The sequence below is a fragment of the Actinoplanes sandaracinus genome (assembly GCF_030009775.1).
Classification (GTDB): Bacteria; Actinomycetota; Actinomycetes; order Mycobacteriales; family Micromonosporaceae; genus Actinoplanes; species Actinoplanes sandaracinus.
The window spans coordinates 170934-191847 of sequence record NZ_JASCTH010000012.1; the positions used below are offsets into that span (position 1 = coordinate 170934).

At 70.9% G+C, this 20914-nt stretch carries 15 protein-coding genes; 8 read left to right on the plus strand and 7 right to left on the minus strand.

Translation table 11 applies throughout. The features are described 5' to 3' along the window. The first annotated feature begins 220 nt into the window (after window positions 1–220). The gene (locus QLQ12_RS19775) at window positions 221–1237 is read left to right on the plus strand and encodes a LacI family DNA-binding transcriptional regulator (protein ID WP_282761686.1); all 1017 of its coding nucleotides are present in this window, start codon (window positions 221–223) and stop codon (window positions 1235–1237) included. A 63-nt stretch (window positions 1238–1300) separates the two neighbouring features. Here the strand turns inward: QLQ12_RS19775 and QLQ12_RS19780 are convergent, their stop codons facing one another. From QLQ12_RS19780 to QLQ12_RS19790, 3 genes are read right to left on the minus strand one after another with little or no spacing between them, the layout of a single operon-like run. Beyond that, window positions 1301–2197 (minus strand): carbohydrate ABC transporter permease, encoded by an 897-nt coding sequence (locus QLQ12_RS19780; RefSeq protein ID WP_282761787.1) that lies wholly within the window; start codon window positions 2195–2197, stop codon window positions 1301–1303. A gap of 10 nt (window positions 2198–2207) precedes the next feature. Next, complete coding sequence (locus QLQ12_RS19785) at window positions 2208–3131, minus strand: carbohydrate ABC transporter permease (RefSeq protein WP_282761687.1); 924 nt, start codon at window positions 3129–3131, stop codon at window positions 2208–2210. Continuing rightward, window positions 3128–4450: an extracellular solute-binding protein gene (locus tag QLQ12_RS19790; RefSeq protein WP_282761688.1), complete on the minus strand. Its 1323-nt coding sequence runs from the start codon at window positions 4448–4450 to the stop codon at window positions 3128–3130. Before QLQ12_RS19790 ends, QLQ12_RS19785 begins: the two co-directional genes overlap by 4 nt. Before the next feature lie 274 nt (window positions 4451–4724). On the opposite strand from QLQ12_RS19790, the gene QLQ12_RS19795 reads away from it, so the two are divergent. The 6 genes from QLQ12_RS19795 (at window position 4725) to QLQ12_RS19820 (ending at window position 12942) form a co-directional block, all read left to right on the plus strand. Next, window positions 4725–7079, plus strand: a complete 2355-nt coding sequence (locus QLQ12_RS19795) for a glycoside hydrolase family 3 N-terminal domain-containing protein (RefSeq protein WP_328518292.1) — start codon at window positions 4725–4727, stop codon at window positions 7077–7079. A 28-nt stretch (window positions 7080–7107) separates the two neighbouring features. Next, entirely contained in the window at window positions 7108–8313 is a 1206-nt protein-coding gene (locus QLQ12_RS19800; RefSeq protein WP_282761689.1) for a PP2C family protein-serine/threonine phosphatase, read from the plus strand. 138 nt (window positions 8314–8451) lie between these two features. Next, the gene (locus QLQ12_RS19805) at window positions 8452–9888 is read left to right on the plus strand and encodes a gamma-aminobutyraldehyde dehydrogenase (RefSeq protein WP_282761690.1); all 1437 of its coding nucleotides are present in this window, start codon (window positions 8452–8454) and stop codon (window positions 9886–9888) included. Between the two features lies 1 nt (window position 9889). Next, on the plus strand, window positions 9890–11161 hold the full coding sequence (gene gabT, locus QLQ12_RS19810) for a 4-aminobutyrate--2-oxoglutarate transaminase (RefSeq protein WP_282761691.1): 1272 nt from the start codon (window positions 9890–9892) through the stop codon (window positions 11159–11161). A gap of 48 nt (window positions 11162–11209) precedes the next feature. Next, entirely contained in the window at window positions 11210–11665 is a 456-nt protein-coding gene (locus tag QLQ12_RS19815; RefSeq protein ID WP_282761692.1) for an Lrp/AsnC family transcriptional regulator, read from the plus strand. A gap of 5 nt (window positions 11666–11670) precedes the next feature. Then, entirely contained in the window at window positions 11671–12942 is a 1272-nt protein-coding gene (locus QLQ12_RS19820) for an NAD(P)/FAD-dependent oxidoreductase (protein WP_282761693.1), read from the plus strand. Between the two features lie 90 nt (window positions 12943–13032). Here QLQ12_RS19820 and QLQ12_RS19825 read toward each other — a convergent pair whose 3' ends face one another. Together QLQ12_RS19825 and QLQ12_RS19830 are read right to left on the minus strand one after the other, a co-directional pair. Then, entirely contained in the window at window positions 13033–14661 is a 1629-nt protein-coding gene (locus QLQ12_RS19825; RefSeq protein ID WP_282761694.1) for a sensor histidine kinase, read from the minus strand. A gap of 71 nt (window positions 14662–14732) precedes the next feature. Further along, window positions 14733–15161, minus strand: coding sequence for a response regulator (locus QLQ12_RS19830; protein ID WP_282761695.1), 429 nt, complete (start codon window positions 15159–15161; stop codon window positions 14733–14735). 178 nt (window positions 15162–15339) lie between these two features. On the opposite strand from QLQ12_RS19830, the gene QLQ12_RS19835 reads away from it, so the two are divergent. Continuing rightward, window positions 15340–17406, plus strand: a complete 2067-nt coding sequence (locus QLQ12_RS19835) for a glycoside hydrolase family 3 protein (RefSeq protein WP_282761696.1) — start codon at window positions 15340–15342, stop codon at window positions 17404–17406. 88 nt (window positions 17407–17494) lie between these two features. Here the strand turns inward: QLQ12_RS19835 and QLQ12_RS19840 are convergent, their stop codons facing one another. Together QLQ12_RS19840 and QLQ12_RS19845 are read right to left on the minus strand one after the other, a co-directional pair. Further along, window positions 17495–18646, minus strand: coding sequence for an endo-1,4-beta-xylanase (locus tag QLQ12_RS19840; RefSeq protein WP_282761697.1), 1152 nt, complete (start codon window positions 18644–18646; stop codon window positions 17495–17497). Window positions 18647–19387: 741 nt separating this feature from the next. Continuing rightward, window positions 19388–20770: an aspartate aminotransferase family protein gene (locus QLQ12_RS19845; RefSeq protein WP_282761698.1), complete on the minus strand. Its 1383-nt coding sequence runs from the start codon at window positions 20768–20770 to the stop codon at window positions 19388–19390. Between the last annotated feature and the right edge of the window lie 144 nt (window positions 20771–20914).

Below are 20914 nucleotides of genomic sequence, written 5' to 3' on the forward strand. Positions count from 1 at the left end.
GACACCCCCCCGCTGGTCTCCTGCCGGTTCGGCGCCCGGCCGCCGGCCCGGCGCCCGGCCACGGAGGCGGAGCGCCGGAAATGCCGTTCCGCTGACGGAAATCCACTTGGGAGCGGTTCCAGCCCGACCAGGCGTTTCTCGTTCGGTCCAGGCATGGCAGAATTCCGGTGCCGGTTTCCGAAAGTTCCAGCCGAGAAGGGCCGGCGGTAAGGAGCACCCCGTGGCACCTGGCAGGGGAAGAGTGACGATCGCCGCGATCGCTGAAGCGGCGGGCGTGTCGGTTCCAACGGTGTCACGAGTGCTCAATGGGCGTTCCGACGTGTCGCCGAGCACCCGTGAGCTGATCGAGCGACTGCTGCGGGAGCATGACTACCGGCCTCGCAACTCTCGGCACCCGGGCCGGGCCCGCCTGGTCGACCTGGTTTTCAACGACCTGGACAGTCCGTGGGCGCTGGAGCTGATCCGCGGCGTCGAGGATGTGACGCACACGGCCGGCGTCGGGACGGTGGTGTCGCAGGTGCATCGGCGCAGCAGCGCCACCCGCCAGTGGCTGCAGAACCTGCGGGCCCGCGCCTCCGACGGCGTGATCTTCGTGACCTCCGACGTGGCCGAGCCGATCCACAGTGAGCTGCACCGGCTGAAGGTGCCGGTGGTGATCATCGATCCGGCCGGCGGCGTGGCGGCGGACGTGCCGACGATCGGGGCGACGAACTGGTCGGGCGGGCGCACCGCGACCGACCATCTGCTGTCGCTGGGGCACCGGCGGATCGGGTTCGTGGCGGGGCCGCGGGAGCTGTTGTGCAGCCGGGCCCGGCTCGACGGTTTCCGGGCGGCGATGGAGGCCGCGGGGGCGCACGTCGACGAGGAGCTGATCGTCACCGGCGACTTCCGGCACGAGTCGGGGTTCGTGGCCGGCAACCGGCTGCTCGATCTGGCCGACCGGCCGACGGCGGTGTTCGCCTCCAGCGACCTGATGGCGCTGGGCGTGTGCGAGGCGGCGCGGCGGCGCGGGCTGCGGGTGCCCGACCAGCTCAGCGTGGTGGGGTTCGACGATCTGCCGGAGTCGCGGTGGTCGTCGCCGCCGCTGACGACGGTGCGGCAGCCGCTCGCCGAGATGGGTGGCCTCGCCGCGCGGACGGTGTTGCGGTTGTCGCGCGGCGAGACCATCGAGACCCCGCGGGTGGAGCTGGTCACCAAGCTGATGATCCGGGAGAGCACCGCCGACCTCCCGCTGTAACAGAGTTCGGACGGCCCGCCACGGTCCGGAACCGGGCGGGCCATCGTCGTCACGGACTGCGTGCTACCTGCCGAAACCGGCGGTCAGGCCGCTGACCAGCTGCCGTCGGCCGATCGCGTAGAGCAGCACGATCGGGACCGTGGTGAGCGTCACCGACGCGGCGACCGCCGGCACGTTCACTCCGAACTCGCTGGAGAACGTCGCGAGCGCGAGCGGGATGGTGCTCTGCTCGGTGCCCTCGGTGAGGATCAGCGGCAGCAGGAAACCGTTCCAGATGCCCACCGCGTTGTAGATCACCACGGTGACGAGCGCGGGCCGGACCAGCGGGAAGGCCAGCCGCCACATGGTGCCCCACTCGGTGGCGCCGTCCATCCGCATCGATTCGAAGAGTTCCTTCGGGACGTCCCGGATGAAGTTCGACAGCACCAGCACCGACAACGGGATGGCGAACGCGATCGACGGCAGGATGATGGCCCCGAGCGTGTCGTACATCTGCAGCCGGATGATGATCAGATAGACCGGGATGATCACCGCCTGGAGCGGGATCGCCAGACCCATCAGGAACACCCCGTTGGCCAGCTTGAGGAACCGGCTGCCGACACCGCGCACGATCGCGTAGGCGGCCATGAACGAGATCAACGTAGCCGGGATCACCGCACCGGCGGTGACGAAGACGCTGTTCATGAAGTACAGGGCGAAGTTGCTCTCGATGACCACCTGGTAGTTCTCGAAGGTGAACTCGGTCGGTGGCTTGAGGGGGTTGGTGATGAAGTAGTTCGCCTGCGTCTTGAAGCTGGTGATGACGACCCAGTAGATCGGCAGCATCACCACGATCAGCCAGATCCAGCCGAGGCTGCCGCCGACCCAGTTGAGTTGGTGCAGCCGGCGCGCCCGGGGTTTCCGGTGGCCGTGGGGCGAGGGCCGGCGGCTCGCCTCGGTCCCCGCCGGGGCGGGAGTCATGGTTGCCACCTCAGGCTCCTTCCATCTGGCTGTCGTCGGCCCGGCCGCCGATCCGCCGCAACAGCAGCGAGAGGCCGAGTCCGACCAGGACCAGGATCACGGCTATCGCGCTGGCCGGGCCCATCAGGTCGGCCTGGAAGCCGAGCCGGTACATCTGCAGCGCGAGGGCGCGGGTGGCGTCGCCGGGACCGCCGGCGGTGAGCACGTAGATGAGGTCGAAGAAGGTCAGCGAGCCCACCACCATCAGAGTCGACGATGTGATGATCGTGAACTTGATCTGCGGCAGGGTGATGCTGAAGAACTGCCGGACCCGGCCGGCCCCGTCGATCTGCGAGGCCTCGTACATCGATTTCGGGATCTGCCGGACCGCGCCCTGGTAGATCAGCGAGTGGAACGGGATGTACTGCCAGGAGACCACGAAGATCAGCACTCCGATGGCCAGGTTGGCCTGGCCCAGCCAGTCCTGGTTGAGCGCGTCGATCCCGAGGCCCGCGCCGAGCCCGAAGTTGGGGTCCAGCAGAGCCTTGTAGGTGATCGCGATGGCGGCGGAGCTGAGCAGCAGCGGGATGAAGTAGAACACCGCGAGGAAGCCGCGGTAGCGGCTCTGACGGGCCATGAACGTGCCGAGCAGGATCGAGAGCGGCGTCTGCACCAGCCAGGACAGTGCCATGATCAGGAAGGTGACCCACAGCGAGTTCGGCAGGCCGGGATCGGTGAGGGCCGCGCGCCAGCTGTCCAGGCCGGAGGGCACGATCTCGTTGTAGCCGTTCCAGGTGGTGAAGCTGAGCGCGAGCACCCCGAGCAGCGGGATGATCCCGAAGAACACGAACATGCCGAAGGCGGGCAGAACCATCCACACGACGGAGCCGCCCCGCCCGCCGCCGGATCTGGTGGGCTCCTGCACCCGTGCGGCGGGCGGAGCGAGCATCGTCATTTGCCGATGACCCCGTTCATGCTGTCCACCCACTCCTGCGGGCTCATCTTCTGCTGGAACAGGTTGGCGATGTTGTTCAGCAGCGTCTCGGCGGCGGTCGGGCTCAGCGCCTGGTCCCATGACTGCGCGAAGGTCTTCGCACCGGACGCGATGGCGGACACGTCCTTGAGGAACTGCGCCTCGTCGCCGGTGAAGAGGCTGTCGCTGTTCTTCAGAACCGGCACGCCGCCGGACTTGACCCAGCCCGCCTTCTCCTCCTCGTCGACCAGGGTGGTGGCGAAGAACTTCTTCGCCGTCTCCTTGGCCTCAGGGGTCGCCTTGGAGGAGATCGAGAGGTACTGGCCGGGGTTGCCGACGGTGTTGCTCTCGTCGCCCTTGCCGCCGTCGATCGGCGGGAAGTTCATCCAGCCCAGGCCGCCGTCGGCGACGAACTTGCCGCCGTTGGCCTTCTGGATCCCGTACGACCAGGTGCCGTGCAGCATCATCGCGGCCTTGCCGGTGTAGAGCAGCGCCTGGTCGGCGTTGGCGTCCGCGGCGGTGGAGGAGAAGCCCCGCTGGAAGGCGTTCATCTTCACCAGGTCCTGGATCTTGGTCAGCATGTCCAGGACGGCCGGGTCCGACCAGGCGTTCGCCTTGCCGGCGAAGACGTTGTCGAACACCTCGGAGCCGGCCTGGCGGTCGAGCATGAACTCGAGCCACATCATGTTGGTCCACCGGGACTGTCCGGCGAGCGAGAACGGCGCGATGCCCTTGGCGTTGAACTTCGGGATGAGGTCGAGGATGTCGCCGTACGTCTGCGGGGGCTGCACGCCGACCTGGTCGAAGACCTTCTTGTTGTAGAAGAGGACGATCGGCTGCACGGTCTCGACGGGCATCGCGTAGACCTTGCCGTTGACCGTGCCCGCGCCGAACGACGACGGCAGGATCTTGTCCTTGACGGCGGCGTTCTTGGCGAGCCAGTCGGTCAGGTCCTCGACCTGGCCCGCGTCCACCCAGCTCTTCAGGCCGCCGCCGCCCCACCCCCAGATCATCGTGGGGCCCTGGCCGGCGCCGATCGAGGTCTTGATCTTCGCCTTGTAGGCGTCGTTCTGGAAGAACTCCCCGGCGATCTTGGTGTCGGGGTTGGCCTTGTTGAACCGGTCGACGGCCGCCTTGCGGATCGGCTCACCCGGCAGGCCGCTGAGCGACCAGTACGTGGCTCCGCCCTTGGCGGCAGTACCACCGGTGTCCTTCTCCTTGGGCCCGGAACTGCCACACGCGGTCAGGGCCGCGCCGGCCGCGGCGCCCGCCGAAAGGCTGAGGAAGTTTCTGCGCTTCACGCTGGTCTCCGTACTCGAAGCAGCCGCGGTGGGGCGGCTGGGCGATATGGCGATGGCCGCCACCCTCGAGTTCCGGAACTTTCCGGAACTTTCGAGTGACAGCCGCAAATTAACGCGAGGTTTCGTTAACGTAGGGTTTCGCCGTGAGGAGTGTCAAGACTCTTGCCTGAACCGTGCCCGGAGCGCCAGAGTTAGCGGGGCCGGTGGGCGCGTCACCGTCCGGCGCGGCCCGCCGGCCCGCCGCCCAGCGGTACCGAAAGTTTCGGAGGTTTCGTTGATCAATCAGCCCTGGCAGGACCCGGCGCTGCCGGTCGCCGCCCGCGTGGAGGCCCTGCTCGCCGCCATGACGCTGGAGGAGAAGGCCGCCCAGTTGGGCAGCAGATGGCTCGGAAAGGACAAGGGCGCCACCGGCCCGGCCGGCCCCGAACCGGAGACCGACCACGCGGTCGCCCCGATGGAGCACGAGTTCAGCGGCGGCCCGGCACTGGAGGACGCCAGCCGCCACGGGCTCGGTCAGCTCACCCGGATCTACGGCAGCTACCCGATCACCGTCTCCGAGGGCACCGCCGAGCTGGTGCGCCAGCAGCGCATCGTGATGGCCTCGTCCCGGCTGGGCATCCCGGCGGTGGTGCACGAGGAGTGCCTGACCGGGTTCACCATGCACGGCGCGACGGTCTACCCGTCCGCGATCGCCTGGGGCGCGACCTTCGACCCCGAGCTGATCGAGCGGATGGCCACCGCCATCGGGCGCGACATGGCCGCGCTCGGCGTGCACCAGGCGCTCGCTCCGGTGCTCGACGTGGTCCGCGACTACCGGTGGGGCCGGGTCGAGGAGTCCATCGGCGAGGACCCCTATCTGGTCGGCGCGGTCGGGGCGGCGTACGTCCGCGGGCTGCAGAGCGCCGGGGTGATCGCCACCCTCAAGCATTTCGCGGGTTACTCCGCCTCGCGCGGCGCCCGCAACCACGGGCCGGTGCCGATGGGCCGCCGCGAGTTGCTCGACGTGATCCTGCCGCCGTTCGAGGCCGCGGTCCGTGAGGGCGGCGCCGGTTCGGTGATGAACTCCTACGCCGACGTCGACGGGGTGCCGGCCGGCGCCGACCCCTGGCTGCTCACCGAGCTGCTGCGCGACGAGTGGGGCTTCACCGGCACGGTCGTCTCCGACTATTGGTCGGTCCCGTTCCTGGCGAGCATGCACGGCATGGCCGCGGACAGCGGCGGCGCCGGCGCCCGCGCGCTGGCCGCCGGCATCGACGTGGAGCTTCCGGACACCATCGGGTACGGCGCCGAGCTGGTCGGCCGGGTCCGCGCCGGCGAGGTCGCCGAGTCCCTGGTGGACCGCGCGGCCCGCCGGGTGCTCACGCAGAAGGCGGAACTGGGCCTGCTCGATCCGGAGTGGACCCCGGAGGCCTCGGTGGCCGGCGCCGACGAGGTGCTGCTCGACTCCCCCGCCAACCGGGCGCTCGCCGCCGAGATCGCGGAGCGCTCGATCGTGCTGCTCGACCCCGGTTCGGCGCTGCCGCTGGCCGGCACCGGCCGGATCGCGGTGGTCGGGCCGTGCGCCGACGACGCCCGCACCTTCCTGGGCTGCTACGCGTTCCCCAACCACGTGCTCCCCCGGTACCCGGGGGTCAAGCCCGAGATCGAGCTGCCCACGGCGGTCGAGGCGCTGCGCGCCGAGTTGCCGGGCGCCGAGATCGGGTACGCCCCCGGTTGCGCCGTCGACGGCGCCGACCGTTCCGGGATCCCCGCGGCGGTCGCCGCGGCCGCCGGCGCCGACGTGTGCCTGGCGTTCGTCGGCGACCTGGCCGGCCTGTTCGGCAACGGCACCTCCGGTGAGGGCTGCGACGCCGCCGACCTGCGCCTGCCGGGTGTGCAGGCGGAGCTGCTCGACGCGCTGCTGGCGACCGGCACTCCGGTGGTGGTGGTGGTGGTCTCCGGCCGGCCGTACGCGCTGGGTGAGGTGGCCGGCCGGGCCGCCGCCCTGGTGCAGGCGTTCATGCCCGGCGAGGAGGGCGGGCCGGCGCTCGCCGGAGTGCTGTCCGGCCGGGTCCAGCCCGGCGGCCGGCTGCCGGTGCAGATCCCGAGGGACCCGGGCGGTCAGCCCGGCACGTACCTCCAGCCCCGGCTCGGTGCGGTGCACACCGGCACCAGCAACCTCGACCCCACCCCGTTGTTCGCGTTCGGCCACGGCCGCTCGTACACCACGTTCACGGTGGGCGATCTGCGGATCCCACAGACCCGGGTGCCCACCGACGGCGAGTTCACCGCGACGGTGCGGGTCCGCAACACCGGCGACCGGGCCGGCTCCGAGGTGGTCCAGCTCTATCTGTCCGACCCGGTCGCGGAGGTCACCCGTCCAGTGATTCAGCTTGTCGGGTTCCGGCGCGTCGAGCTGGACGCCGGCGCCGCCGCGGACGTCACGTTCCGGGTGCACACCGACCGGACGGCTTTCACCGGCCGCGACCTGCGGCGCTTCGTCGAGCCCGGTGAGCTGCGGATCCTCGCCGGCACCTCGGCCGCCGACCTGCCGTGCGAGGCGGTGGTCGAGCTGACCGGCCCGGCGCGCCCGGCCGGCTCCGGCCGAGTCCTGTCGACCCCGGTGGAGGTGCGCCGGGCTGATTCGTGAGCGGCCACGCAGACACTAGGCTGCTGCTGTGCCCTCACGCATCAACGACGACGAGCGGCTGCGCAGGCTCGAAGCGGTCACCGATGCGACGCTGTCCCGGCTCGACGTCTCCGATCTCCTCGATGAGCTGCTGGACCGGGTGCGCGATCTGCTGGACGTCGACACCGCGGCGATCCTGCTGCTCGACGAGCACGCCCGGCAGTTGGTCGCCACCGCCGCGAAGGGTCTGGAGGAGGAGGTGCGGGCCGGGTTCCGCGTGGCGGTCGGACGGGGTTTCGCCGGGCGGATCGCCGCGACCCGGCGCCCGGCCTGGATCGCCGACGTCACCGGCGCCGACGTGATCAACCCGATACTGCTGGAGAAGGGCATCCGGTCGCTGCTGGGCGTACCGATCATGGCCGGGACCGACCTGGTCGGGGTGCTGCACGTCGGCTCACTGAGCCGCCGCGAGTTCGACGGCGACGACGTCAAACTGCTGGAGTTGGTGGCCGACCGGGCCGCGGTGGCCGGCCGGATCCGGTCGGCGAAGATCGACCAGACGGCCGCGCTGGCGCTGCAGCGCAGCCTGTTGCCGGCCCGGCTGCCCGAGGTGCCCGGCGTCGACCTGGCCGCCCGCTATGTGCCCGGGCACGCGTTCGGCATCGGCGGCGACTGGTACGACGTCTTCACCCTGCCGTCCGGCTGGCTGGGCGTGGTGATCGGCGACGTCTCCGGGCACGGGCTGGCCTCGGCCGTGGTGATGGGCAGGATCCGCAGCGCGCTCCGGGCGTACGCCCTGATCTGCGACGATCCGGCCGAAGCGCTCACTCTGCTGAACCGTAAGGTGCACGCTTTCGAGGCGGGCAGCCTCACCACCGCGCTCTACGCGATGGTGAGCCCGGGCCGCGACCGGGTGCTGGTGTCGTCCGCGGGCCATCTGCGCCCGATCCTGGCCGCGCCCGGCCGCCCGGCCGTGCTGGCCGGGATTCCGGTGGACCCACCGCTCGGGCTGGCTCGCCCGGGTGCGCCCCGGCGCAGCACCGCGCTGACGTTGCTGCCCGGCGCGGTGCTGTTCTGTTACACCGACGGTCTGGTGGAGCGACGCGGGGAGGTGATCGACGACGGTCTGGACCGGCTGATCGCCACGGTTCGGGCCGGCACGGCGGAGGAGGTCTGCGCTACCGTCATGGCGGAGGTGTCGGACGAGTCGCCGACCGACGATGTCGCGGTTCTGGCGGTGCGCCGCCCGGGTTGACCGCCGGCCGTCACCGTTCGACGGCAACCTCACGCCGGCCCCTGTTTTCGTGCGGAAATATAGCTGTGCACTCTTGTTCACAACGGATTCAGCGGAAAAGATGGGGCCGATCGCGCTGATACCACATCTGGAGGCCGGATGACCGCCAAGTCGGTACTGCACAACCTCATCGGGGGCGAGGCCGTCGCGCCCGTCGAGGGGCGGTACGAGGACCTCATCGACCCGTCCACCGGCGAGGTCTTCGCCTCGGCGCCGGTGTCCGGGGCCGAGGACGTCGACCGGGCCATGACGGCCGCGTCGGCGGCGTTCGCGCAGTGGCGTGACACCACCCCCGGCGAGCGGCAGCGGGCGCTGCTGAAGTTCGCCGACGCGATCGAGGCCCGCTCCGACGAGCTAGTCGCCGCCGAATCGCGGAACACCGGCAAGCCGCTGGGCCTGACCGCCAGCGAGGAGCTGCCGCCGGCCATCGACCACCTGCGGTTCTTCGCCGGCGCCGCCCGCGTGCTGGAGGGCCGCTCCGCCGGGCAGTACATGAACGGCTTCGAAAGTTATGTGCGGCGCGAGCCGATCGGCGTCTGCGCCCAGGTCACCCCGTGGAACTATCCACTGCTGATGGCGATGTGGAAGATCGCACCGGCGCTCGCGGCGGGCAACGCCGTGGTGCTCAAGCCGTCCGACACGACCCCGGTCACCAGCGTGCTGCTCGCTGAGATCGCCGCCGAGTTCCTGCCGGCCGGTCTCTTCAACGTGGTCCTCGGCGACCGCGACACCGGGCGCGCCCTGGTCACCCACCGGACCCCGCAGATGGTGTCGATCACCGGCTCGGTGCGGGCCGGCATGGAGGTGGCCGGCAGCGCCGCCGCCGACCTCAAGCGCACCCACCTCGAACTGGGTGGCAAGGCCCCGGTCGTGGTCTTCGACGACGCCGACGTGGAGGCGGCCGCCTCGGCGATCGCCGAGGCGGGCTACTTCAACGCCGGCCAGGACTGCACCGCCGCCACCCGGGTGCTGGTCGCCCCCGGCATCCACGACGACTTCGTGGCCGCGCTCGCCGCGCAGGCCCGTGGGATCAGGACCGGCCCGCCGGACGACGAGGACGTGCTCTACGGCCCGGTCAACAACGCGAACCAGCTGGCCCGGGTCAGCGGTTTCATCGACCGGCTGCCCGACCACGCGACGCTGCGGGCCGGCGGCGCGCGGGTCGGCGACCGCGGCTTCTTCTACGCGCCGACGGTCGTCTCCGGCCTCCGGCAGGACGACGAGATCATCCAGAACGAGGTGTTCGGCCCGGTTATCACCGTGCAGAGGTTCGACGGCGAGGACGAGGCGGTCGCCTACGCCAACGGCGTGGAGTACGCCCTGGCCTCCAGCGTCTGGACCTCCGACCACGGCCGGGCGATGCGGATGACGCAGCGCCTCGACTTCGGCTGCGTGTGGGTCAACTGCCACATCCCGCTGGTCGCCGAGATGCCGCACGGCGGCTTCAAGCACTCCGGGCACGGCAAGGACCTGTCGGTGTACGGGTTCGAGGACTACACCCGCATCAAACACGTCATGCACAACGTGGGGGCCTGACGTGAGCCTGTCTGCGGATCTGCACAAGCGCCGGCTGTCGGCGGTCGCCAAGGGCGTCGGCTCGGTGGTGAACGCCTACGTCGACCACGCCGGCGGAGGCACGATCACCGACGTCGACGGCCGGGAGTGGATCGACTTCGCCTCCGGGATCGCGGTCACCAACGTGGGCAACGCCGCGCCCCGGGTGGTCGAGGCGATCCACCGGCAGGCCGAGCGCTTCACCCACACCTGCTTCATGGTGGCGCCCTACGAGTCCTACGTGGCGGTCTGCGAGCAGCTGATCGAGCTGACGCCGGGCACGTTCGAGAAACGGGCGGCGCTGTTCAACTCCGGCGCCGAGGCGGTGGAGAACGCCGTCAAGATCGCCCGGCACGCGACCGGGCGGCCCGCCGTCGTGGTGTTCGACCACGCCTACCACGGCCGGACCAACCTGACGATGGCGCTGACCGCGAAGAACATGCCGTACAAGCACCGGTTCGGCCCGTTCGCTCCGGAGGTCTACCGGGCGCCGATGTCGTACCCGCTGCGCGACGGCGGGCTGAGCGGCGCGGAAGCGGCCCGCCGGGCGATCGACGTGATCGAGAAGCAGGTCGGCGGGTCCAACGTGGCGGCCGTGCTGATCGAGCCGATCCAGGGCGAGGGCGGCTTCGTCGTACCCGCGAAGGGTTTTCTCCCGGCGATCGCCGCGTGGGCGAAGGCGAACGGCGCGGTGTTCATCGCCGACGAGATCCAGACCGGGTTCGCCCGGACCGGGCAGTGGTTCGCCTCCGAGGACGAGGGCGTGGAGCCCGACCTGATCACCACGGCCAAGGGAATGGGCGGCGGCCTGCCGATCGCCGGGGTGACCGGGCGGGCCGAGCTGATGGACGCGGTGCACGCCGGGGGCCTCGGCGGCACCTACGGCGGCAACCCGATCGCCTGCGCGGCCGCGCTGGCCGCCATCGAGACCATGCGTGAGCTGGACCTGAACGCCGCGGCCCGGCGGATCGAGTCGGTGCTCAGGCCTGCACTGGAGGAGATCGCCGCGGGTGACCCGGGGATCGCCGAGGTGCGCGGCCGCGGGGCGATGATCGCGATCGAACTGGTCCGGGGCGACGGCGAGCCTGATCCGACCCGGACAGCGTCGGTGTCGAAGGCCTGCCACGAGGCGGGGCTGCTCACGCTGACCTGCGGTACCTACGGCAACGTGCTGCGGTTCCTGCCGCCGCTGGTGATCACCGACTCCGACCTGCACCGCGGCCTCGACATCCTCCGCCGCGCGCTGCGCACCTGACGGGCGACCCCTTTGCTTACGTCAAGCGTTCCAGGGAAGAATCGCGCCGTGACGGACGTGACGCTGGACGACACCAACAAACTCATCATCGAGCACCTGCAGCGCGATGGCCGCATGTCGTACGCCACGCTGGCGAAGACGATCGGCCTGTCGGAGGCCGCGGTGCGCCAGCGCGTGCAGCGGCTGCTCGACAACGGGCTGATGCAGATCGTCGCGGTCACCGACCCGCTCACCCTGGGCTTCGCCCGGCAGGCCATGGTCGGCCTACGGGTCAACGGCGACCTGCGGACCATCGCGGACAAGATCGCGGAGGTCCCCGAGGTCGACTACGTGGTGATCTGCGCCGGGCGGTACGACCTGCTGGTCGAGCTGGTCTGCACCGACGACGAGCACCTACTCGACATCCTCAACGAGAAGGTGCGCACGATCGAGGGCGTCAGCGCCGCCGACACCTTCATGTATCTGCGTCTGGCCAAACAGACCTACGCCTGGGGGACTCGGTAGAGCCGGTGGACAGCCCCTCCTTCTGGCTCGACAGCCTGGGCCCGATCGAGAGGCGCCCGCCGCTCGCCGGAGACCTCGAAGCCGACGTGGCCATCGCCGGCGGCGGGTACACCGGGCTGTGGACCGCGTACTACCTGGCCAAGGCCGACCCGGGCCGGAGGGTCGTCGTCCTCGACGCGGAGTACTGCGGGTTCGGCGCCTCCGGCCGCAACGGCGGCTGGGCGTCCGGCCTGTTCCCGGTCCCGGAGGCGAAGCTCGCCCGGCGGTACGGCCCGGACGCGGCCGCCGCCATGCACCGCGCGCTCGGCGACGCCGTCGACGAGGTCGGCCGCGCCGCCGCGGCCGAGGGAATCGACTGCGACTATGCCAAGGGCGGCACGATCTCCCTGGTCCGCGGCCCGGCTCAGTTGCGCCGGGCGCAGCGTGACCCCGGCTTCATCGACGCCGAGAAGGCGACGGCGATCTGCGCGGCGACCGGGGTGCTCGGCGGCCTCTACAGCGAACACTGCGCGGCCCTGCACCCGGCCAAGCTGGTGCGTGGCCTGGCCGAGACGGTCGAGCGGCTCGGCGTCACCGTCCACGAGGGCACCCGCGTCCAGCGGATCAAGACCGGGCGGATCACCACCGACCGGGGTACGGTGCGCGCCGGCACCGTGGTCCGGGCGCTGGAGGGCTACACCGCGGGACTGGCCGGGCACCGGCGCGACCTGGCCCCGGTCTATTCGCTGATGATCGTCACCGAGCCGCTGCCGGAACGGTTCTGGCAGCGGGTGGGGCTGGCCCGGCGGGAGACGTTCACCGACGAGCGGCGGCTGGTGATCTACGGCCAGCGGACCGCCGACGACCGGCTCGCGTTCGGCGGGCGCGGGGCGCCGTACCACTTCGGGTCGCGGATCCGGCCGGAGTACGACCGGGTGCCGGAGGTGTTCGAGGCGTTGCGGGCGACCATCACCGAGTTGTTCGGGATCGATCCGCCGATCGCCTACCGCTGGGGTGGCCCGCTCGGCGTCCCCCGCGACTGGATGCCATCAGCCGGCCTGCGGGGCGGGGTCGCCTGGGCGGGCGGTTACGTGGGCGACGGCGTGGCGGCGGCGAACCTCGGTGGGCGTACCCTCGCTGATCTGATCCTGGGCCGCGACAGCGACCTGACCCGCCTGCCGTGGGTGAACCACCGCTCACGCCGGTGGGAACCGGAGCCGGCCCGCTGGCTCGGCATCAACGTGGGCCTGCGGGCCACCGCCCTGCTGGACGCGATCGACCGCCGCCGCACGGCGTAGCCCCGGCCAAGGGAGGCGATCGGCCGCCGCCGGGCGGCGTAGCCCCGGGCGAGGGACGCGATCGATCGCCGTCGGGCGGTGTGACGCCGGTCAGGGCCCGGCCAGCGGCAGCCGGACGCACACGATCGTGCCCGACGGCCGGTTGTCGGACAGGGTGATGCTGCCGCCGTGCAGCAGGATGACCGCCCGGGCCAGACTCAGGCCCAGCCCGCTGCCGGTGGTGCCGTGGTGGCGGACGTTGCTGCCGCGGAAGAACCGGTCGAAGACGCGGTCCTGCTCCTCCGCCGGGGTGCCGATGCCGCTGTCGGCGATGCACAGGTCCGCCATCGTGTCGTCGGCGCGCAGGGTGATGTGGATCGGCGCGCCCGGTGGGCTGTACCGGACCGCGTTGGAGAGCAGGTCGTCGACGACCTGGCGGAGCCGGCCGGTGTCGCCGGGCAGGTGCAGTTCGGCCGGCAGCTCGGTGACCAGGGTGAGCCGGTCGCCTTTGAGCCGCAGGTCGGTCACCGCGTCGGCGAGCAGCGCGGCCAGGTCGACCTCGCCGAGGTCGAGCCGCAGATGCCCGCCGTCGAGGCCGGCCAGGTCGAGCAGGCTGTCCGCGATCCGCTGCAGCACGGCCGCGTTGCGGGCGATCACCTGGGCCATGTGCCGGACGTCCGGGTCCAGGCCGGCGGCCTCCTCGGCGAGCAGGGTCGCGTTGGCGGTGATCGAGGTGAGCGGGGTGCGCAGCTCGTGCCCGACCAGGTCGACGAAGTCGCCCTGGGCGCTGGCGAGCTGACGGGACAGCTCCTCGGCCCGGCGCTGGGCGACGAAGATGCCGATCTGCGCCGCCACCCCGTCCAGCAGGACGGTGAGCAGGTCGGGCTCGTACTCCTGGGTGCCGGCGTAACAGGTGAGCACTCCGAGCAGGGTGCCCCCGTCGCGCACCGGGACCGCCAGCGCCGTCCGGACCCCGCGGCGCAGGCAGATCTGCACCCGCTCGCGCTCGTGGGCGGTGCGCAGGTCGGCGCTGAGGGCGATGTCGGGCACCCAGATGGGCTGGCCGCTCTCCCAGACCCGGCCGGTGATGGCCTGCCCGCGCACCGGGGTGTGCCCGAAGAAGCCCTCGGGGTCGAGGCCGGACGAGTCCCAGTGCCCGACCGACTGGAGCATCCCGGTGGCGTGGTCGATCAGGAACAGTTCGGCCGACGGCCAGCCCAGCGTGGCGGTGACGGCCCGGAGCACCCCGGGCGCGGCCTCGGCGGCCGTCCGGCTCTTCTTCAGGGCGTGCTCGACGGCGATGTGGCAGTTGCGGAACCGCTCGACCCGGCGCAGCGCGGTGACCTCGTGGGCGACGGCGACCGCGCCGAGCCGCTCGTCGTCCGGGCCGGGGATGGGTTGCGCGCTGGTGTTGAAGATCCGCAGGCGGTGGCCGGGCCGGCGGACCAGCACGTCCTCGGAGACGACGTACTCCCCGTGGAGAGCGCGGAACAGCGGCGTCTCCGAGCGTGACATCGGCCGGTGGTCGGGTGTGGTGAGCAGGCGGTGGGCCTGCTCGTCGAAATCGGGTGGCAGCGGACCGTCCGGTCCGAAGCCGGCGGTCTCCCGCATCGCGCGGTTGGCGAAGACGACCCGGCCGTCACGGTCGCAGGCGATCACTGCGGCGTCCATGCTCTCCAGCAGCGCGCCGAGGAACGCGCCGTTGTCCAGCGCGGCCGCCGCCTCGCCCAGCACCAGCATGACCCGCCCGATTCTTCCGACCGAGGCCCGTGGTCACGGGCTTCCCGCCCCCATACCCAATACAGACTATTTCATACCGAAACCGGCATATCCGCAGGACATCTGCTATCGGCCGCGTCATGATCGTGCGGCCCGATCGTGACCAGTTCCTCCATGGTCGCCAGCAGTTGGTCGTTGGGGCAGGGCTTGAGCAGGATGGCGCAGACCTGAGCGGATCCGGCCCGCGGGTCGCCGGGACGGAGGTGGCCGCTGAGGATCGCGATGGGAATGTGCCGGATGTCGCCGTCGGGATGACTGCGGATCGCCTCGATCAACTCCCACCCGTCCATCACCGGCATGCCGAGATCGGTGAGCACAACGTCCGGCCGTCGCTCGACGATCGTCTCGAAAGCTGCCCGTCCGTCCGATGCCCGAAGCACCGTCATTCCGGTTCGCTTGAACACTCTGACAAGCACGAGGGCGATGTCCTCGTCGTCCTCAGCGATCAGCAATACGGCCATGTCAGCTCCGTCGGCAGTCCGTTCCCCCAGCATGCGCCAGCCCGGTACAAGGCGGGGCGGGAACCGGACAATTACCGTCACCGATATGCCGGTGGCCGCGAACCCCGCGTTCGCCTTCCGGACAGCTCGCCGGCGCACCGATGACGGCCACACCTTTCGACCACCGAGGAGTACGGAAATGCGACCACGCTCCCGCCTCGCCGCGCTGGGCGCCGTCGCCGTGCTCACCCTGGCCGTCATCCCGGTCTCGGCGCCGGCGGCGAAGACGATCAGCGGGCACCCCGTCTACCTCGACGCCCGGCAGCCGGTCGAACGCCGGGTCGCCGACCTGCTGTCCCGGATGACCCTGGACGACAAGATCGGGCAGATGACCCAGGCCGAACGCACCCAGGTGGCCGGCGAACCCGGCCGGGTCACCGAGTGGCGGCTCGGTTCGGTCCTGTCCGGCGGCGGCTCCGTGCCCAGCCCCAACACACCGCAAGCCTGGGTCGACATGGTCAACTCGCTGCAGCGGGCGGCGCTGGCGACCCCGCTGAAGATCCCGCTGCTCTACGGCATCGACGCGGTCCACGGCCACGGCAACGCGCACGGCGCCACTCTGTTCCCGCACAACGTGGGCCTCGGCGCCACTCGCGACCCCGGCCTGGTCAGGCGCGTGTACCAGGCGACCGCCGAGGAGATGCGGGCCACCGGCATCCCGTGGAACTTCGCGCCCTGCGTCTGCGTCTCCCGCGACGAACGCTGGGGCCGCACCTACGAGAGCTTCAGCGAGAGCCCCGGCCTGGTGGCCGAGTTCGGCACCGCCATCGACGGGCTGCACGACGGCCACGTCCTCGCCACGGTCAAGCACTACGCCGGGGACGGCGACACCGAGAACGGCACCGGCGACAGCGGTTACGCCATCGACCAGGGTGTGACCGTCACCAGCCGGGCCGACTTCGCCCGCATCGACCTCGCCCCGTACGTCTCGGCCGTCAGCCGGCACGGCGTGCGCAGCGTCATGCCGTCCTACTCCAGCGTCGACTGGACCGAGGACGGCCCCGGCAACCCGGTCAAGATGCACGCCAGCCAGGAGCTGATCACCGGCACCCTGAAGGAGGAGCTCGGCTTCGGCGGCTTCGTGATCAGCGACTGGGAGGGCATCCACCAGATCCCCGACCCGTCCGGCGGCCCCGAACCCACCGCGTGGCAGGTGCGGACCGGAGTCACCGCCGGCATCGACATGTTCATGGAGCCGACCACCGCGCGCGAGTTCCAGCAGCACCTCAAGGAGGAGGTGCGCGCCGGACGGATCCCGGTGGCCCGGATCGACGACGCGGCCGGGCGGATCCTGCGGGTCAAGTTCCAGCTCGGGCTCTTCGAGAATCCGTACGCCACGCTCGGCGGGATCGGCACGGCCCCGCACCGCGCGCTGGCCCGCGAAGCCGTCGCGAAGTCGCAGGTGCTGCTCAAGAACGACGACCGCCTGCTGCCCCTGAAACCGGACGCCACGCTCTACGTCGCCGGGCGCAACGCCGACGACATCGGCAACCAGGCCGGCGGCTGGACCGTCGACTGGCAGGGCCGCAACGGCGACACCGTCCCCGGCGCCACCATCCTCGACGGCATCCGCGAGGTCGCCCCCGGCGCGACGGTCACCTACAGCGCCGACGCGTCCGCCCCGATCGGCGCCTCCGACATCGGTGTGGTCGTGGTCGGCGAGACCCCGTACGCCGAAGGGTTCGGCGACGTCGGCAGCCCCGCCTGGTCGCGGGGCAGCGCACAGCAGAAGGAGCCGAAACTCCTCACCCTGCAGCCGTCCGACAAGGCCGTCGTCGACAAGGTCTGCGACGCGGCCGCCGCCTGCGTGGTGCTGCTGGTCTCCGGCCGCCCCCAGGTGATCACCGACCAGCTCGGCGAGATCGACGCCCTGGTCGCCTCCTGGCTGCCCGGCAGCGAGGGCGCCGGCGTCGCCGATGTCCTCTTCGGCCGCCGGCCCTTCACCGGCAGACTGTCGATGAGCTGGCCGCGGTCGGTGGCCCAGGTCCCGGTCAACGTCGGCGACGCGACCTATCAACCCCTCTATCCGTACGGGTGGGGCCTGCGCACCGACGGCCGCGGCAACGCCGTGGACGCCGCCGTGGAACGTGCCGCCGCCGGGCAGGCGCCCGCCGGCTGGGAGAAGCTGCTCGCCGAGGCCGAACTCGCCGCGGAGGCCGGCGACACGACGCGGGCGGACGCGCTGCTGCGTCAGGTCTCCGGCTGACCGCCGGCACGACGCGGACGGACCCGGCGCGCAGCGACCGTTCATCGCTGGACGCCGGGTCCACGCCCCCGGTAGGCGACTTACCGGATCAGCGGCCGTTGCGACGGGCGTCGGCCAGGGTCTGACGCACCGTGTAGTAGGCGGGTTTCGGGCGGAAGTCGTCCCACATCACGGTCGCGGCGCCCTCAGCGGGGAAGAACACCGGCACCCAGGAGTACTTGTCGGTGAAGCCCCAGAGAGTGAACGAGTTGCAGTCGTCGACGGCCAGGCAGGCGTCCAGGACGGTCTTGTAGTACTGCGCCTGGACGGTCAGCTGCTCGGCGGTCGGCACGCTGCCCGCCGGCAGGTCCATCCGGACGTCGAGCTCGGTGATCGCGGTGTACAGCCCGAGGTCGTCGAAGCGCTGCAGAACGCCGCGCAGCTGCTCCGGTGCGCCGTAACGCGTGCTCAGGTGCGCCTGCGAGGCGAACCCGTGCAGTGGCACCCGGTCGGCGAGCAACTGCTTGGCCAGCGTCTCGTACGCGTCCACCTTGGCGCCGGGCCATTCCACGCCGTAGTCGTTGAGGAACAGCTGCGCCTTCGGGTCGGCCTGGTGCGCCCACCGGAAGGCGTCGGCGACGATGCCCGGGCCGAGCTCCCGGATCCAGATGTTCTCCTGCCGGTACTCGCCGTTCTCGTTGAAGATCTCGTTGGCGACGTCCCACTGATGGATCTGGCCCCGGTAACGGCCGACGACCGCGAAGATGTGCCGCTTGAGGATGGTCCGCAGCTCGGCCTTGGTGAAGGTGCCCTCGGCCAGCCACTCCGGGTTCTGGCTGTGCCAGAGCAGTGTGTGGCCGCGCACGACCTGGCCGTGCTGGCGTGCGAACCGGACGATCGCGTCGGCGGGGCCGAAGTCGTACCGGTCGCGCTCGGGGTGGATGAACTCCCACTTCATCTGGTTCTCCGGCGAGACGGAGTCGAACTCGCGCGCCAGGACCCGGCGGTAGGGGCGGTCGTGGGTGAACGGGTCCGGGTAGTCCTGCTCCAGATGGTGGCCGCCGCCGGCGACGGCGGCGCCGATGCGCAGATCACGGGGGGTGACACGGCGCAGCGGAGGGCTGGCGTGGCCGCCGTGCCCGCCGGCCGTGGCGGCGACCGCGGTCCCGGTCGTGCGCGCGGCCTGGACCGGCTGAGCGCCGATGGTGAGGAGCGTCGATGCGGCGAGGACGGCCACCGCGACGCGGGATGCCTTCGTCAAAGGTCACTCCTGGGGAATCGGGGAATGGGGGGCTCCGCACGATCGGGACGTGATCGCGCGCCAAGAGAGCGGGAGACAACCCGTACGCTAAGCCCGCGGAATTGACTCCGTCAATACGACAACGAAGATCTTCTTCGACCGCCCGGGACTCGGCTATATGCACGCCGCCACGCCCAGAGAACGCGCTCGGCCTGCCATGTCTGCTGGTAGAGGCCGTGTGCGACGGGCGGGACGGCCCCATCCACGACCCCGCGCGATTTCGCCCGACGATCCCGGAAATACCATTACTCCATGCGCGGCGGGGTTACGTCCACGCCATTCGCCAGAGCATTGATTTTCGGCCCGATAATTGCTTTCACCATGACGCCGGACGATTTACCGGCCGGACCGTATTCCGTCCGGCGGGCGACGGACCAGCGCGGATGCGGCTCCCCGGCCGGGCGAGCGCCATCTCGCCTTAGTCGCCGAAAGTTTCGAAGATTCGTCCCCGCGTACTATCGTGATAATGGGCTCCGACCGCGCTGTGACCTCTTCAGGGCGGCGCCAAGTTACGAAATTGCTCCGGAACTTTCTGGTCCACCGAGGCCGGCGTGGCGGCGTCATCGCGGTGGGACTCACGGCGCTCTGCGGGCCCGTACGAGATCGGGGTGTGAAAAGCGGCAGGGCGCGCCGGCGGTGACCGGCGCGCCCAGCCGCGGGGGGCGCCGACGGCCGAGGGCGGTGTGGGGCGCGGTGAGGTGCTCAGAGGCGGTTCTGGGCCTCGGTGAGGACCGAGCGGAGGATCTGCTCGATCTCGGCGAACTGGCTCTCCGTCGCGGTCAGCGGCGGGGCGAGCTGGATGACCGGGTCGCCGCGGTCGTCGGCGCGGCAGTAGAGGCCGGCCTCGAAGAGGGCGGTGGAGAGGAAGCCGCGGAGCAGGCGCTCGGACTCGTCGGCGTTGAAGGTCTCCTTGGTCGCCTTGTCCTTGACCATCTCGATGCCGAAGAAGTAGCCGTCGCCGCGGACGTCGCCGACGATCGGCAGGTCGAGCAGGCGCTCCAGGTACGACCGGAAGAGCGGGCTGTTCTTCTGGACGTGCTGGTTGAGGCCCTCGCGCTCCATGATGTCGAGGTTGGCGAGCGCGACCGCGGAGCCGACCGGGTGCCCGCCGTAGGTGATGCCGTGCGCGAACCAGTTGGCACCGGTCAGGAACGGCTCGGCCAGGCGGTCGGAGGCGATCATGGCGCCCAGGGGGACGTACCCGGAGGTGAGGCCCTTGGCGACGGTGATGATGTCGGGCTGGTAGCCGTACCTGTCGGCGCCGAAGTACTCGCCGAGGCGGCCGAACGCGCAGATCACCTCGTCGGAGACGAGCAGCACGTCGTAGCGGTCGCAGATCTCGCGGACCCGCTGGAAGTAGCCGGGCGGCGGCGGGAAGCAGCCGCCGGCGTTCTGCACCGGCTCGAGGTAGACCGCGGCGACGGTGTCCGGGCCCTCGAACTCGATCATCTCGGCGATGCGGTCGGCGGCCCACACACCGAACCGCTCCGGCGTCATGTTCTCGTCGGGGCGGCGGTAGTAGTTGGTGTTCGGCACGCGCATGGTGCTCGGCACCAGCGGCTCGAAGTCCTGTTTGAACGGCGGGATGCCGGTGATCGACAGGGCGCCCATCGAGCTGCCGTGGTACGCCACGGCACGGGAGATCACCTTGGTCTTCAGCGGCTTGCCGGTGTGCTTGAAGAAGGAGCGGGCGAGTTTCCACGCCGACTCGACGGCCTCGGAGCCGCCGGTGGTGAAGAAGACCCGGTTCAGGTCGCCGGGGGCCATGCCCGCCAGGCGGCCGGCCAGTTCGATGGCCTTGGGGTGGGCGTACGACCAGATCGGGAAGTAGGCCAGCTCGCTCGCCTGCTTGGCGGCGGCCTCGGCCAGCTCGTGCCGGCCGTGGCCGGTCTGCACCACGAACAGCGCGGAGAGGCCGTCGAGGTAGCGGCGGCCGGTGGAGTCCCAGACATAGCAGCCGTCACCGCGGGTGATCACCGGAACCGGGTTGTCCCGGTAGGCCGAGAGCCGGGTGAAGTGCATCCAGAGGTGGTCTCGAGCAGTGTCGGACAGGGCTTCCACGTCAGCGGGCGATCGGTCTGTCACGGGTATCTCTCCCACTAGTTCCAGATGTTGATCCGATACTGCCCACGGATTCCGTCGCGCACAAGAGCATTGACCACTATTTCCGCACGATTGCGCGACTGCGGCGACAGGCACCCGGACGCGGGAACGGACAGTGGCCCGGCG

Coding starts and splice junctions, on each gene's coding strand:
- QLQ12_RS19780 (WP_282761787.1), bottom strand. CDS start 2,197: ATGACTCCCGCCCCGGCGGGGACCGAGGCGAGCCGCCGGCCCTCGCCC.
- QLQ12_RS19785 (WP_282761687.1), bottom strand. CDS start 3,131: ATGACGATGCTCGCTCCGCCCGCCGCACGGGTGCAGGAGCCCACCAGA.
- QLQ12_RS19805 (WP_282761690.1), top strand. CDS start 8,452: ATGACCGCCAAGTCGGTACTGCACAACCTCATCGGGGGCGAGGCCGTC.
- QLQ12_RS19825 (WP_282761694.1), bottom strand. CDS start 14,661: ATGCTGGTGCTGGGCGAGGCGGCGGCCGCGCTGGACAACGGCGCGTTC.
- QLQ12_RS19830 (WP_282761695.1), bottom strand. CDS start 15,161: ATGGCCGTATTGCTGATCGCTGAGGACGACGAGGACATCGCCCTCGTG.
- QLQ12_RS19835 (WP_282761696.1), top strand. CDS start 15,340: ATGCGACCACGCTCCCGCCTCGCCGCGCTGGGCGCCGTCGCCGTGCTC.